This window comes from Massilia sp. Root335 (assembly GCF_001425685.1).
GTDB classification, from domain to species: Bacteria; Pseudomonadota; Gammaproteobacteria; order Burkholderiales; family Burkholderiaceae_D; genus Telluria; species Telluria luteola.
The window spans coordinates 71,435-85,454 of record NZ_LMCY01000011.1; the positions used below are offsets into that span (position 1 = coordinate 71,435).

At 68.1% G+C, this 14,020-nt stretch carries 11 protein-coding genes; 4 read left to right on the forward strand and 7 right to left on the reverse strand.

Translation table 11 applies throughout. The annotated features are described in order from the left end of the window. The 6 genes from ASC93_RS08330 to uraH all read right to left on the reverse strand — a co-directional run. Positions 1-1,732, reverse strand: a 1,732-nt coding sequence (locus tag ASC93_RS08330; RefSeq protein WP_056440255.1) for a bifunctional protein-serine/threonine kinase/phosphatase, incomplete at its 3' end; no start/stop codon positions are given. Positions 1,733-1,758: 26 nt separating this feature from the next. After that, positions 1,759-2,571, reverse strand: a complete 813-nt coding sequence (locus tag ASC93_RS08335; RefSeq protein WP_056439991.1) for a formate/nitrite transporter family protein — start codon at positions 2,569-2,571, stop codon at positions 1,759-1,761. 458 nt (positions 2,572-3,029) lie between these two features. Continuing rightward, positions 3,030-3,872, reverse strand: coding sequence for a hypothetical protein (locus ASC93_RS08340; protein WP_056439993.1), 843 nt, complete (start codon positions 3,870-3,872; stop codon positions 3,030-3,032). Beyond that, entirely contained in the window at positions 3,869-5,398 is a 1,530-nt protein-coding gene (locus ASC93_RS08345; RefSeq protein WP_056439995.1) for a nucleobase:cation symporter-2 family protein, read from the reverse strand. Before ASC93_RS08345 ends, ASC93_RS08340 begins: the two co-directional genes overlap by 4 nt. Positions 5,399-5,584: 186 nt before the next feature. After that, the gene (locus ASC93_RS08350; RefSeq protein WP_056439997.1) at positions 5,585-6,841 is read right to left on the reverse strand and encodes a urate hydroxylase PuuD; all 1,257 of its coding nucleotides are present in this window, start codon (positions 6,839-6,841) and stop codon (positions 5,585-5,587) included. 204 nt (positions 6,842-7,045) lie between these two features. After that, entirely contained in the window at positions 7,046-7,402 is a 357-nt protein-coding gene (gene uraH, locus ASC93_RS08355; RefSeq protein WP_056439999.1) for a hydroxyisourate hydrolase, read from the reverse strand. Between the two features lie 112 nt (positions 7,403-7,514). Here uraH and ASC93_RS08360 point away from each other — a divergent pair, with 112 nt between their 5' ends. The 4 genes from ASC93_RS08360 to ASC93_RS08375 are packed head-to-tail and all read left to right on the forward strand — an operon-like array spanning position 7,515 to position 12,232. Further along, positions 7,515-8,240 (forward strand): GntR family transcriptional regulator, encoded by a 726-nt coding sequence (locus ASC93_RS08360; RefSeq protein WP_082547862.1) that lies wholly within the window; start codon positions 7,515-7,517, stop codon positions 8,238-8,240. Between the two features lie 17 nt (positions 8,241-8,257). Continuing rightward, positions 8,258-9,202: an allantoinase PuuE gene (puuE, locus tag ASC93_RS08365; RefSeq protein ID WP_056440003.1), complete on the forward strand. Its 945-nt coding sequence runs from the start codon at positions 8,258-8,260 to the stop codon at positions 9,200-9,202. Further along, a complete protein-coding gene (uraD, locus tag ASC93_RS08370) occupies positions 9,202-10,980 on the forward strand; it encodes a 2-oxo-4-hydroxy-4-carboxy-5-ureidoimidazoline decarboxylase (RefSeq protein ID WP_056440005.1) in 1,779 nt (592 codons plus the stop codon). Before puuE ends, uraD begins: the two co-directional genes overlap by 1 nt. Position 10,981: 1 nt before the next feature. After that, entirely contained in the window at positions 10,982-12,232 is a 1,251-nt protein-coding gene (locus ASC93_RS08375) for an ArgE/DapE family deacylase (RefSeq protein ID WP_056440007.1), read from the forward strand. Between the two features lie 329 nt (positions 12,233-12,561). On the opposite strand, the gene ASC93_RS08380 is transcribed toward ASC93_RS08375, so the two are convergent. After that, on the reverse strand, positions 12,562-13,974 hold the full coding sequence (locus tag ASC93_RS08380) for a cytochrome P450 (RefSeq protein WP_056440009.1): 1,413 nt from the start codon (positions 13,972-13,974) through the stop codon (positions 12,562-12,564). Positions 13,975-14,020 lie beyond the last annotated feature (46 nt).

Here is a 14,020-nt window from a genome sequence, read left to right on the forward strand (position 1 = left end):
GCCGCAACGCCAGGTCCGCCAGCAGCACCAGCACCAGCGCGAACGACAGCGCCTTCCAGAACAGGAGCGGACTGCGTTCGATCAGGGGCGCACGGGTGCGCTCGAGGAAGGCGCGGTTCGGGTGGTGCAGGTCGTACACGAATTCGGCCACGTCCTCGTAGCGCCGGCGCGGGTCGATCCGCAGCGCCTTCGCCAGCGCCGCGTCGACCCAGGCCGGCAGCGCCGGCTCGTGCTCGCGCGCGGACGTGTACGCGAGCTTGCGCTGCGCGGCGCGCCCGGCCGCGCGTGGAATCCCGACGCCGTACGGCAGCGCGCCCGTCAGCATCCAGTAGGTCAGCACGCCCAGCGCGAACACGTCGGAGCGCACGGTGCCGCGTTCGCCCAGGAAGTACTCGGGCGCGGCATACAGGGCGGCGCCCTGCAGGGTCCAGTCGGGCGCGTGCGGCGCCATCTCGATGACGCCGGCCACGCTCACCGAACCCAGGTCGATGATCGTGACGGTGCCGTCGGCGTCGATCATGACGTTGTCCGGACGGACGTCCTGGTGCAGCATCTCGAGCCGGTGCAAGGCGCGCAAGCCTTTCGCCACCTGGTCGACGATGCGCCGCACGGCATCCAGGCCGGGGCGCGGATGGTCGCGCAGCCACTGCGCCAGCGTGACGCCCTCGATGTACCCGGTGGCGACGTAGACGCAGCTGCGCGGGCGCGCCGGCAGCGCGGGCTTGACCACGTGGGCGCTGTGCACGCGCCCCATGATCCACTCCTCCATCACGAACCGTTCCATGTGGGCGCGGTCGGCGGCGAGGTCGATCGACGGCACCTTGAGGATCACGTGCGCGCCGCTGTCCGGGTCGAGCGCGAGGTAGACGTGGCTGCGGCTGCTGCCGTGCACCTCGCGCACGATGCGGTAGCCGTCGAGTTCCGCGCGCGGCGCCAGCAGCGGCGCCAGCGGCAGCCCGGCCATCTGGCGCAGCAGCTCGGACGCTTCGCGCGCCTGCAGCGATTCGATGCGCACCAGCTGCACGGTGAGATTGTCGGCGCTGCCGTTGTCCAGCGCGCGCGCCACCAGGCGGCGCGCCGCCTCGTCCAGGTCCGGCGCGCCGTGCAGCGCGGCGTGCACGTCGGCGCCGGTCAGATGCTCGTACACGCCGTCCGTGGCCAGCATGAACAGGTCGCCCGCCTCCAGCGCCACGGCGCGGTAATCGATGTCGATCCGGTCCTGCACGCCCAGCGCGCGGCTCAGGTAGCTGCGCTCGGGCGACACCCAGACCCGATGATCCGTCGTCAGCTGTTCGAGGCTGGCGCCCTGCTCCCCGAGGTGGATGCGATGGATGCGCGCGTCGCCGACGTGGAACAGGTGGGCCGTGTTCGACTTGATGACCAGCGCCGAAAAGGTGCAGACATAGCCGCGGTCCTGGTCGTACCGCTCCTGGCTTTGGCGCGTCTGCGCGTACAGCCAGGCGTTGGCCGCGGCCAGCACGCGCTCGGCGGAGGTCCGGACCGACCACGCGTCCGGCGTGGCGTAGTAATCCTCGAGGAAGGACGCGACGGCGGTGGCGCTGGCGACGTGGCTCACGGCGCTGCTGCCGATGCCGTCCGCCAGCGCGAGCGCCGCGCCCTTGGTCGCGCGCAGCGGCGCGCGCGGCATCACCGCGCCGTGGCAATCCTGGTTGGACGGTTTGCGGCCCCGGTCCGTGTGCTGGCCGACGGACAGGGTCAATGGTTGCGACATGGACGCCGGCCCTTGCGCCGCGCCGCTCAGTTGAACGAACGCTTGGGCGCCGTCTTCACGTGCGTCGAATACAGGGTCAAACCCGTGAAGGCGAGACCGCCGACGAGGTTGCCGAGCACGGTCGGGATCTCGTTCCACAGCAGGTAGTCGAGGAAGGTGAAGTGGGCGCCGGTCAGGATCCCGAACGGGAACAGGAACATGTTGACCACCGAGTGCTCGAACGCCATCGCGAAGAACAGCGTCACCGGCATCCACATGGCGATGACCTTGCCGCCGACGGTCGTCGAGATCATGGCGCCGACGACGCCGGTCGACACCATCCAGTTGCACAGCATGCCGCGGATGAACAGCGTGACCATGCCGGCGAAGCCGTATTCCGCATAGCCGAGGGTGCGCTTCTCGCCGATCGAACCGATCGTCTTGGCCAGCACGCCGCCGTCCGTGTGGAAGCCGAACGTGAAGATGTACGACATCAGCACGGCCACGGTGAACGCGCCGAGGAAGTTACCGAGGAAGACGATGCCCCAGTGCTTGATCACGCGCGGCAGCGTGACGCCGGGACGCTTGTCGATCAGCGCCAGCGGCGTGAGGACGAACACGCCGGTCAGCAGGTCGAAACCGAGCAGGTACAGGATGCAGAAGCCGGCCGGGAACAGCAGCGCGCCGATCAGCGGCACGCCCGTCGCCACCGAGCTGCTGACGGCGAACACCGCCCCCAGCGCGAGGATGGCGCCCGCCATGTAGGCGCGGATCAGCGCATCGCGCGTGGACATATAGATTTTGGATTCGCCCGCGTCGACCATCTTGGTCACGAATTCTGAAGGCACCAGGTACGCCATGAAACTTCTCCCTAGGGGCCGCGCTGAGGCGGCATGGATTGATCGGTGATCCGGCGTCGGTCGCGCCGTCGAAGGGAGTCATGCAAGAAACGGGCCCGCTGCCGGGATGGCGGCCGGGCCGGCGAAGCGCCGGCCGATCGGGCACCGGCGCACTGCTTTCGTGCCCGCGCCGTCTGCTGGTGCAAGGCCGCACCAGCGTGGTAAATACCGATGGCACGCATGCCCGCAAACGAGGCGACAATTCGGAGTCGACAATTCGGGGTCAGAGCACGTTTTGGTGCAAGTGCTTCCGCGTAAGTTCGTGCGGGCGCCGACGTTGGCGGTCGTTGCGCATCGGGACATTGATCCAAACCGGGCTCTGACCCCGGTGGCAAAAAAAACGGCGCGCCGCCCGAAGGCAAGCGCGCCGGTGGCAACGACAGGCCGGCACCGCCGTGCCGTCCCGTCCTACTCGGAAATCAGAAGTGGTATTCGGCCTTCACCATCGGCGTGCTGGCCGATGCGCCCGGCACGTGCTTGCTGTCGTTGCCGAACTTGTTGTGCCAGTACTGGTACTCGAAACCGGCGCGGAAGGTCTTCGGCTTGGCGCCCAGCAGCGGGCCGACGTCGTACAGCAGCTGCATGTCGATGTTCGTTTCCGGCGCCGTCTGGTTGCCGAATTCGTCCTTGCCCTTCGAGGCGATCCAGTTGGCGAAACCTTCCCACGACCAGCCCGTCGCGCCCACCGGGAACGCCCACACGGCGCCCAGCATCGGGTGCGTGTCGTAGCGGTAGCGCGGGGTCGAGACGCCCGAGAACTCGTTGGTCGGCGCGTTGCTCTCCCACAGGCCGTAGATGCCCACGTTCAGCAGGCCCGGCGCCTTGAACGAGAAGGTCGGGCCGACGACCAGCATGCGCTTCTTCGAGTTGTAGCCGGCGTCGTCCTTCGTGTTGACGTCGAAACCGAAGGTCATGCCGACGTCGGTCACGGGGCCGTAGGCGAACGGATTGCCGGTTGCCTTGGTCAGCGAAACGGTGTTGCGGTACAGGAGGTAGAACTCCTGCGCGCCCGAGCTCGCGCCCGGCGCCGACGGGTCGGTCTTGTTCGACAGCAGGACATCCAGGTTGAAGAAGTTGGTGCCGTAGGCATAACCGCTCACGTGGTTGATGTCGAGGATGTCCTTGTGGATGTCGGCGCCGTTGAACGGCTCGCGGAAACGGCCGCCGGTGCGGTAGCCGATCGAGGTGTCGCTCCACTCGGCGGCCTGGACGGACGTTGCCGCGCACGCGCACAGCGCCATGGTCAGGACGGTTTTTTTCATGCTTTGCTCCCTTGGACGATTGATTGGTGGTTGTTGGTGGCGCCCGCATCCCCGTGGCTCTCGGCGGGGATGTCGCGGGTTCCGTTAAAGAAGAGGTTCAGCGCGACCGCGGCGACGGCGGTCAGCAGGATGCCCGACTCCAGCAACGGATGCAGGCTGTGGGCCATCTGTTGGGCCCAGCGCGGCGCCACCAGCGGGATCAGGCCGAAGCCGATCGACAGGGCGACAATATACAGGTTGTAGCGGTTGCTCCGGAAGTCGACGCGGGTCAGGATGCGGATGCCTGCCGCGGCAACCATGCCGAACATGACGAGGCCTGCGCCGCCCAGCACGAACTGCGGGATCGCCTCCACCAGCGCCGCCATTTTCGGCAGCATGCCCAGCACGATCATGATGCAGCCGCCGGCCACGCACACCCAGCGGCTCTTGACGCCGGTGACGGCGACCAGGCCCACGTTCTGCGAAAAGCTCGTGTGCGGAAAGGTGTTCAGCAGGCCGCCGATCAGCGTGCCCAGGCCGTCCGTGCGCAGGCCGGCCGCGAGCTGCTTGCGGTCGAGGTCCTTGCCCGTCAGTTCGGACAACGCGAGGAACATGCCGGCCGACTCGATCATCACGACGATCATGACGACGGCGAACGTGACGATCATGACGAGATCGAACGTGGGGGCGCCGAACGCCAGCGGCGTCACGAGCCGGAACCAGGCGGCCTGGCCGACCTTGGCGAAGCTCATCTCGCCGAACGCGAACGTCACGATGCAGCCGGCGACGATGCCCAGCAGGACGGAAATATTGGCGAGGAAGCCACGGGTATAACGCACGAGGCACAGCACGACGGCCAGCACGAAGGCGGCGATGCCCAGGTGGTCCAGCGCGCCGTAGTTCGGGTTCGGCGTCATCGGCACGGGGCCGGCCAGCTTCAGGGCGGGCGCCGCACCGCCCGGCGGCAGCGCGCTTGCCGCCTGCGCCGCGCCGGCGCGCGCCGCGTCGACCATCGCGGCCAGCTTGACCGTGTCGACGCTCTGCGCCGTGTTGTCCGGACCGCCCATGGCCCAGCCCACGCCGACGCGCATCAGGGTCACGCCGATGATCAGGATGATGGTGCCCGTGACGACGGGCGGGAAGAAGCGCAGCAGGCGACTCATCAACGGCGCGATGAGCAGCGCCACGGCACCGGCGCCGATGCCGGCGCCGAAGATCGCGCGCGCCCCGTCGACGCCGGGCACCGCGTTCGCGATGGCGACCATCGGGCCGACGGCCGCGAAGGTCACGCCCATCATCACCGGCAGGCGGATGCCGAACCAGGATGTCAGCCCGAGGGACTGGATGAGCGTCACGATTCCGCAGCAGAACAGGTCGGCCGAGATCAGCATGCTGACCTGTTCAGGGGGAAGCTTGAGGGCGCGTCCGACGATCAGCGGCACGGCGATGGCGCCGGCGTACATGACGAGGACGTGCTGCAGGCCGAGCGCGGTCAGGCGCCCGAGGGGCAATCGCTCATCCACGGGATGGCGGGAAGTTTGGGTCATGCTTGTCTCCTGGTCGGGGGTGGTCCCCCTTTGGTTTTAGAACTGCCGGTGCTGCCGTACTGCGTGTACTGCGTGTACTGCGTACTGCGTACTGCGTTACTGCGTTCGAAACGAAGGATGCATGCTGCCCGCCGGGCGCCGGCCGCGCTCGTGACGCGGCCGGCCGGGGCACGGGGCCCCTGGTGATCAGTTGACCGGGGCGCCCTCCTCGTACCAGCGCTTGATCAGGTTGCGCTCGTCGGGTGTGATCTGGGTCGCGTTATTCAGCGGCATCTGCTTGAGCACGACGGCCTGCTGGTACATCTCCTGGGCGTGGCGCTTGATCGATTCGGGCGAATCGAACGAGATGCCTTTCGACGCCATGGCGGCCGAGTGGCACATCGAGCAACGCTGGGCGACGACGCCTTTCACCTGTTCGAAGCTGACGTTCTGCGCGCTGGCGCCGGCGGCGGCGCCGCTGTTGGCGACGGCAGCGGTGGGCGCGGCGGACGCGATGGCCGGCACATCGATCTCGGGTTTCGGGACCAGGTAGACGATGAGACCCATCAGGGCGGCGACGCCGAAGCCGGCGAATTCCCACGGCACGCGCTTGCCGTGGACCATGGCCTTGTGGCGCGCGACGAAGCTCTGGCGGATCAGGGCGCCCGTCAGCATCATCAGTACCAGAACGACCCAGTTGTTGTCGCCCGAATAGAGCCAGCCGTAGTGGTTCGACAACATCGCGAACAGCACCGGCAGCGTGAAATAAGTGTTATGGACGCTGCGCTGCTTGGCGCGCCAGCCGTAGATCGGGTCGACCGGCTGGCCGGCCTTGAGCTGGGCGACGACCTTGCGCTGGCCCGGGATGATCCAGAAGAACACGTTCGCGCTCATCGACGTGGCCAGCATGGCGCCCACCAGCAGGAAGGCGGCGCGGCCCGCGTACAGCTGGCAGGCCAGCCAGGCGGCGAACACGACGAACACGAAGACGATCCCGCCGACGATGGCGTCGCCGTTCTTCTTGCGGCCGAACGTGCGGCAGATCGTGTCGTACACGAGCCAGAACGCGACGAGGAAGCCCAGCGCGGTGCCGACGGCGGCGCCCGGCGTCCAGTCGTGCACCTGCTTGTCGACCATGAAGGTGCCGGCATTGAACAGGTACAGCACCGTGAACAGGCCGAAACCGGACAGCCACGTGGCGTAGCTCTCCCAGTAGAACCAGTGCAGGCCTTCGGGCATCGACTTCGGCGCCACGAGGTATTTTTGCGGGTGGTAGAAGCCGCCGCCGTGCACGGCCCACAGCTCGCCGTCGACGCCCTTCTCCACGAGGTCGGGAGAGGTCGGCCTGGTCAGCGAATTGTCGAGGAAGACGAAGTAGAACGATGCGCCGATCCAGGCGATCGCCGTGATGACGTGGGTCCAGCGCAACAGCAGGTTGGCCCAGTCGAGCAGATAGGATTCCATAGAGCCTCTTACGAAAGGAAGTACGGCATGAACGACTGCACGTACTGTCCCATCACCACAGCGGGCTCTGTGAGGGGCAAATCATCGCAACCACCGGCGTCGGGCTGGGCCCTTCTGCCGATGTGCTCCGCGGCGACATCTACAACTGTATACGATCTTGTCGAAAATGGGGAGATTTTTTATGACAAGAACAAGGCTTGATGCTTACGAGCCACGGTAGGTCGAATACGACCACGGGCTGACCAGCAGCGGCACGTGATAGTGGCCGGCCGCGTCCGAAATCCCGAACTCCAGCGGCACGACGTCGAGGAAGGCCGGCTCGGGCAGGCTCACGCCCTTCTCGCGGAAGTACGCCGCGACGGCGAACGTCAGGCGATAGCGGCCGACCGCCATCGTTTCCGCGTTCAGCAGCGGACCGCCGTCGTTGCGGCCGTCGCTGTTGAGCGTGAGCGTCCTGATCGTGCGCGCGCCGTTGCCGTCGAGCGCTTCGAGCGTCACGCGCATGCCGGCCGCCGGGCAGCCGTTCATGGTGTCGAGCACGTGGGTGCTGAGGTGTCCCATCTGTTTTCCTTTCTTGGTTGGCGAAAAAATTGCATACACTTTGTGTTTTCTTTTTTTGGAAAAGTGTATACACTCCAAGCACGATGTCAATCACTTATTGTTTAAAGCGACCATGAGCCGAGCCCGAACGCCCCTGAAGATCGTCCCGTTGACCCATGATACGCCCGCGGGCGCGCCGGCCGGCGGCGCCACGCAGCGCATCGTCGACGCCATCACCACCGCGATCGCCGAGCGCCGCCTGATGCCGGGCACCAAACTGTCCGAACAGAAGATCGGCGACATCTTCAAGGTGTCGCGCACCGTCGTGCGCCAGGCGTTCAACCAGTTGTCGCGCGACCGCCTCGTGGTGCTGGAACCGGCGCGCGGCGCGTTCGTCGCCACGCCCACGGCCGAGGAAGCGAACGACGTGTTCGAAGTGCGCACTATCCTCGAGACGGCCGTGACGAAGCAGTTGTGCGCGACGATCACCGACGCCCAGATCAAGCAGTTGCGCGAACACCTGCAGCTGGAACAGGCCGCCGTCGCCAACGCCGAAGTCCCGGGCCGCACCCGCCTGCTGGGCGACTTCCACCTCGTGCTGGCGCAGATGCTCGGCAACCAGGTGCTGGTGCAGATGCTGTCCGAGCTGTTGACGCGCTCCTCGCTGATCGCGCTGATGCGCCAGTCGTCGCAGTCGGCGGAGGAATCGCTGGACGAGCACGTGGCCATCGTCGACGCCTTCGAAAAGCGCGACGTCAAGGCGGCCATGCGCCTCGTCTCGAAACACCTGGCCAACGTGCAGCACAACCTGCACCTCGATCCGCAGCGCGTGGACCTGGCCGACATCCTTCATCCGTGAACCACGAACGAGCCATCATGACCCAACACTACCCACGTGACCTCGCCGGCTACGGCCGCGAACAGCCGTACGCCGACTGGCCGGGACGCGCCCGCGTCGCCGTGCAGTTCGTCCTGAACTACGAAGAAGGCGGCGAGAACAGCGTGCTGCACGGCGACGCCGGCAGCGAACAATTCCTGTCCGAGATGTTCAACCCGGCGTCGTTCCCGACCCGTCACCTGTCGATGGAGAGCATCTACGAATACGGCTCGCGAGTCGGCGTCTGGCGCATCCTGCGCGAATTCGAAAAGCGCGGCCTGCCGCTGACGATCTTCGGCGTCGGCATGGCGCTGGAACGCTCCCCGGACGTGACGAGCGCGTTCAAGGAACTCGGCCACGAGATCGCCTGCCATGGCTGGCGCTGGATCAGCTACCAGAACATGGACGAAGCGGCGGAGCGCGCCGACATGGCGCGCGGCATGGACGCCATCGAACGCCTGACCGGCGAACGCGCGCTGGGCTGGTACACGGGCCGCGACAGCCCGAACACGCGCCGCCTCGTCGCCGATTACGGCGGCTTCGAATACGACAGCGACTACTACGGCGACGACCTGCCGTTCTGGCTCAAGGTGCGCAAGACGGACGGCACCCAGGCGCCGCAACTGGTCGTGCCGTACACGCTGGACACGAACGACATGCGGTTCGCGCTGCCCCAGGGTTTTTCGCACGGCGATCCGTTCCTGGCGTATCTGCGCGACGCGTTCGACGTCCATTACCAGGAAGGCGGCGACCGCCCGTCGATCCTGTCGATCGGCATGCACTGCCGCCTGCTGGGCCGGCCGGGACGCTTCCGCGCGCTGCAGCGCTTCCTGGACTACATCGAACAGCACGATCGCGTGTGGGTCGCGCGCCGCATCGACATCGCGCGCCACTGGAAGAACGTGCACCCCTACAACCCCGACACCGCATTCGCGTGGGAGTAATGACAATGTTAACGCTGGAGACACTCAACGCCGCCGACGAGGCGCATTTCACCGCGCTGCTGGACGGCGTCTACGAGCATTCGCCGTGGATCGCCGGCCGCGCCTGGGCCAGGCGCCCGTTCGCGACGCTCGCGCAACTGAAGCGCGGCCTCGTCGAAGCCGTGCGCGACGCCTCTCGCGACGAACAACTGGGCCTGATCCGCGCCCACCCGGAGCTCGCGGGCAAGGCGATGGTCAGCAAATCGCTGACGGCGGAATCGACGAATGAACAGAACAAGGCCGGCCTGACGAATTGCACGCCGGAGGAATTCGCGACGATCCAGAAGCTGAACGCCGACTACAACGCCAAGTTCGGCTTCCCGTTCATCCTCGCGGTGCGCGGCCCGCGCGGCCTCGGCCTGCAGAAGGCCGAGATCATCGCCACCTTCGCGCGCCGCCTGGGCAACGGGCCGGACTTCGAGTTCGCCGAAGCGCTGCGCAACATCCACCGCATCGCCGAGATCCGCCTGGACGACAAGTTCGACCAGCACCCGGCGCTCGGCAACGACGTGTGGGACTGGCACGAACAGCTGGCCGCCCACACCGAACCCGGCTACGCCGAGCGCGGCGAGCTGTGCGTGACCTACCTGACCGATGCGCACCGCGCCACGGCGCTGCACCTGGCGCAGTGGATGCGCGAGGAATGCGGCTTCGACGACGTGACCATCGACGCCGTCGGCAACGTCGTCGGCATCTATCACGGTGCCGATCCCGCCGCCAAACGCCTGCTGACCGGCTCTCACTACGACACCGTCCGCAACGGCGGCAAGTACGACGGCCGCCTGGGCATCCTCGTGCCGATGGCCTGCGTGCGCGAACTGCACCGCCAGGGCAAGCGCCTCGCCTACGGCATCGAAGTCGTCGGCTTCGCCGAAGAGGAAGGCCAGCGCTACAAAGCCGTGTTCCTCGGCTCGGGCGCCCTCACCGGGTCGTTCGACGCGAACTGGCTCGATCAGAAGGACGCCGACGGCATCACGATGCGCGCCGCGATCGAGCACGCCGGCCTGAAGGTCGACGACATCGCCGCGCTGAAACGCGATCCGGCGCGCTACCTCGGCTTCGTCGAGACGCACATCGAACAGGGGCCGGTGCTGAACGACCTCGACCTGCCGCTGGGCGTCGTCACATCGATCAACGGCAGCGTGCGTTTCGTCGGCGAGATCGTCGGCGTCGCCAGCCACGCCGGCACCACGCCGATGACGATGCGCCGCGATGCCGCGGCCGCGGCGGCCGAACTGGTGCTGTTCGCCGAGAAGCGCGGCGGCGCGGTCGCCGACCTCGTCGCCACCGTCGGCATGCTGGAGGTGCCGAACGGCTCGATCAACGTCGTGCCGGGCCGCTGCCGCTTCTCGCTGGACGTGCGCGCCACGACCAATGAGGTGCGCGACGCCGCGGCCGCCGACATCCAGGCGGAACTGGCGGCCATCTGCGAGCGCCGCGGGCTGCAGTACACGCTCGAGGAAACGATGCGCGCGGCCGCCGCCCCGTGCGCCGCCGATTGGCGCCAGCGCTGGGAGCGCGCCGTCGAAACGCTCGGCCTGCCCGTATTCCGCATGCCCAGCGGCGCCGGCCACGACGCGATGAAACTGCACGACATCATGCCGCAGGCCATGCTGTTCCTGCGCGGGCTGAACGCGGGCATCAGCCACAACCCGCTCGAATCCATCACCAACGACGACGCCGAACTGTGCGTCCAGGCGTACCAAGCCCTTCTCGACCAACTCGCATCGGACTTCTGACATGACCACGACCGCTACCAACAACACCGCCGCCCCCTACGAAGCGCTGGACGCCTGGATCGACGCCCATTTCGACGAGGAAGTGCGCTTCCTGCAGGAGCTCGTGCGCGTGCCGACCGACACCCCGCCGGGCAACAACGCCCCGCACGCCGAGCGCGCGGCCGACCTGCTGCGCGAATTCGGCTTCGACGCCGAGAAGCACCCGGTGCCGGCGCCGACCGTCAAGGCGGCCGGCCTGGAGACGATCACGAACCTGGTCGTGCGCCGCAAATACGGCGCGGGCCGCACCGTCGCGATGAACGCGCACGGCGACGTGGTGCCGCCGGGCGACGGCTGGAGCCATGATCCGTACGGCGGCGAAGTCGTCGACGGCCAACTGTTCGGCCGCGCCGCCGCCGTCAGCAAGTGCGATTTCGCGACCTTCACGTTCGCGACCCGCGCCCTGGAAGCGCTGGGCGCCCCGCTCAAGGGCGGCGTCGAACTGTACTTCACCTACGACGAGGAATTCGGCGGCGAACTGGGCCCGGGCTGGCTGCTGCAGCAAGGCCTCGTCAAGCCCGACCTCCTGATCGCCGCGGGCTTCAGCTACCAGGTCGTCACCGCGCACAACGGCTGCCTGCAGATGGAAGTGACGGTCAACGGCAAGATGGGCCATGCGGCCGTGCCGGAAACGGGCGTCGACGCGCTGCAGGCCGCGACCCGCATCCTCGTCGCGCTGTACGACCAGAACACGCAGTACAAGCAGGTCAAGAGCCAGGTCAAGGGCATCAACCATCCTTACCTGAACGTGGGCCTGATCGAAGGCGGCACCAATACCAACGTCGTGCCGGGCAAGGTCGTGCTGAAGCTCGACCGCCGCATGATCCCGGAAGAGAACCCGCTCGAGGTCGAAGCGACGCTGCACAAGGTGATCCAGGACGCCGTCGCCGACTGCCCCGGCATCACCATCGAGATCAAGCGCATGCTGCTGGCGAACGCATTGAAGCCGCTGGACGGCAACCAGCCGCTGGTCGACGCCCTGTCGCGCCACGCCACCAGCGTGTTCGGCGAGGAGATCGGCGCGGCCGGCACGCCGCTGTACACGGATGCGCGCCTGTTCGGCGAGGCGGGCGTCCCGGCCGTGCTGTACGGCTGCGGTCCGCGCACGGTCGGCGAGAGCAACGCCAAGCGCGCCGACGAGCACATCGACCTGGAAGACCTGCGCCGCGCGACCAAGGTCGTCGCGCGCACGCTGTTCGACCTGCTCGACTAAGGCTTCCTCCGCCCTCGCGGCAGCGGGCGCTCCGGCGCCCGTTTTCATTGTCGCGCCGCCCACGCGTTCAGCCGGTGCATGAATAACCGGCGTGCCCGTCCATGTCGGAGCCGGCTGCGCGTGGGCACGGGGTGCCCACCCTACGGGCGCATGCACGATGTCGTAGGGTGGGCGGCCCCAGCCCACGCGCACGCATGCGGCACGCGAACGTCACATATGCGCACGATGTCGTAGGGTGGGCGGCCCCCGCCCACGCGTTCAACCGACGCGTGAATGACCGGGGTCCGTCCGTGCCGGGGCCGGCTGCGCGTGGGCACGGGGTGCCCACCCTACCGGGCCGTCAGGCGCAGCGTCAGCGGCGTCTCCGGCCGCAGGGTGATGTTGAAGACGGGCCGCGGCGGCGCCATCCCGCTTGGCACGGCGACCGAGTAGCGCTGCAGGAACATGGCCGCGAGCAGCGTCATCTCGGCCAGCGCGAGATGCTGGCCCAGGCACACGCGCGGCCCCGTCCCGAACGGCATGAACGCGCCGCGCGGGATGGCCGGGGCGCCTTCCGCGAAGCGCTCGGGGCGGAACGCCTGCGGCTCCGGGAACCAGCGCGCGTCGTGGTGCATCAGGTGCAGCGGCACCGCGAAAATCGTCCGCGCCGGGAGCTGCCAGCCGCCCAGCGTGACGGGCCGCAGCGCGCGCCGCGAGATCAGGACCGGCGCGGCCGGATACAGGCGCAGCGTCTCCTGCAGGGTGCGCCCCAGGTAATCCAGCGCCGGCAGATCCGCGGCCGTGGGCGCCCTGCCCTGCAGCACGGCGTCGACCTCCGCGCGCGCGGCCGCCTGCGCGTCCGGATGCGCGGCCATGCACCAGGACCACCACGTCAGGGTCGCGGCCGTCGTCTCGTGGCCGGCCAGGAACGCCGTCATGCACTCGTCGCGCACGGCCTTGAGCGGCCACGCCGCCGGGTCCTCGACGTGCAAGGTCAACAAGCGGGTGAGCAGGTCCTGCGGCCAGCCCTCCCGCGCCATCTTCATGCGCGCGTCGACCTGGCCGGCGATCAGGCGGTCGAGCGTGGCGCGGGCGCGGCGTTTGGTGCGCTTCCACGGCATCCAGTCCGGCCAGCTGGCGGGCCAATACATCTCGGCATTGCCGGCGACGGAGCACACGTGCACGGCCCACTCGGCCTCGCGCGCGTCGGCCGCGATCCCGCTGGAGAACATCATCCGCACGATCACCTCCATGCCCAGCGACGTGAACGCGCTCTCGATCGGCCATGCGTCGTCCGCCCGCGGCCAGTGCGCGAACGCGGCGTCGGCGGCGGACGCGATGGCGGGCATGAACGCCTGCACGGCCCTGGGGCTGAACGCGGGCTGCAGCGCCTGGCGTTTCGTGCGCCACGCGGCGCCCTCGGACGTGAGCGTGCTGTGGCCGTGCACCTGCGCGAATACCTCGATGCCGCGTTCCCAGCGGACCAGCGCGTCGTGCTGGTCGACGAGCAGATCGCGCACCAGTTGCGGATGGGTGACGATGACCTGGTGCTCGGGCCAGATGGGCAGGTGCACCATGTCGCCGTACTCGCGCCGCCAGCCCGACAAGGTGCCGAGCATGTCGCCCGACATCTGGCGCAGGAAGCGCCAGCCCGTCAGGCCGGCCGGCGGGCCGGGAGGCCAGGTGCCGGGTGGATGGGATGCCGGGGCCGCATGCGTCGCGCCGGCATGGAAGGGGCAGGATGGGGGCGTGGTCGTTTTCATGCCATGCATTGTCGGCCGGGGGCGCGGCGCGGTATTGAACGGAAAC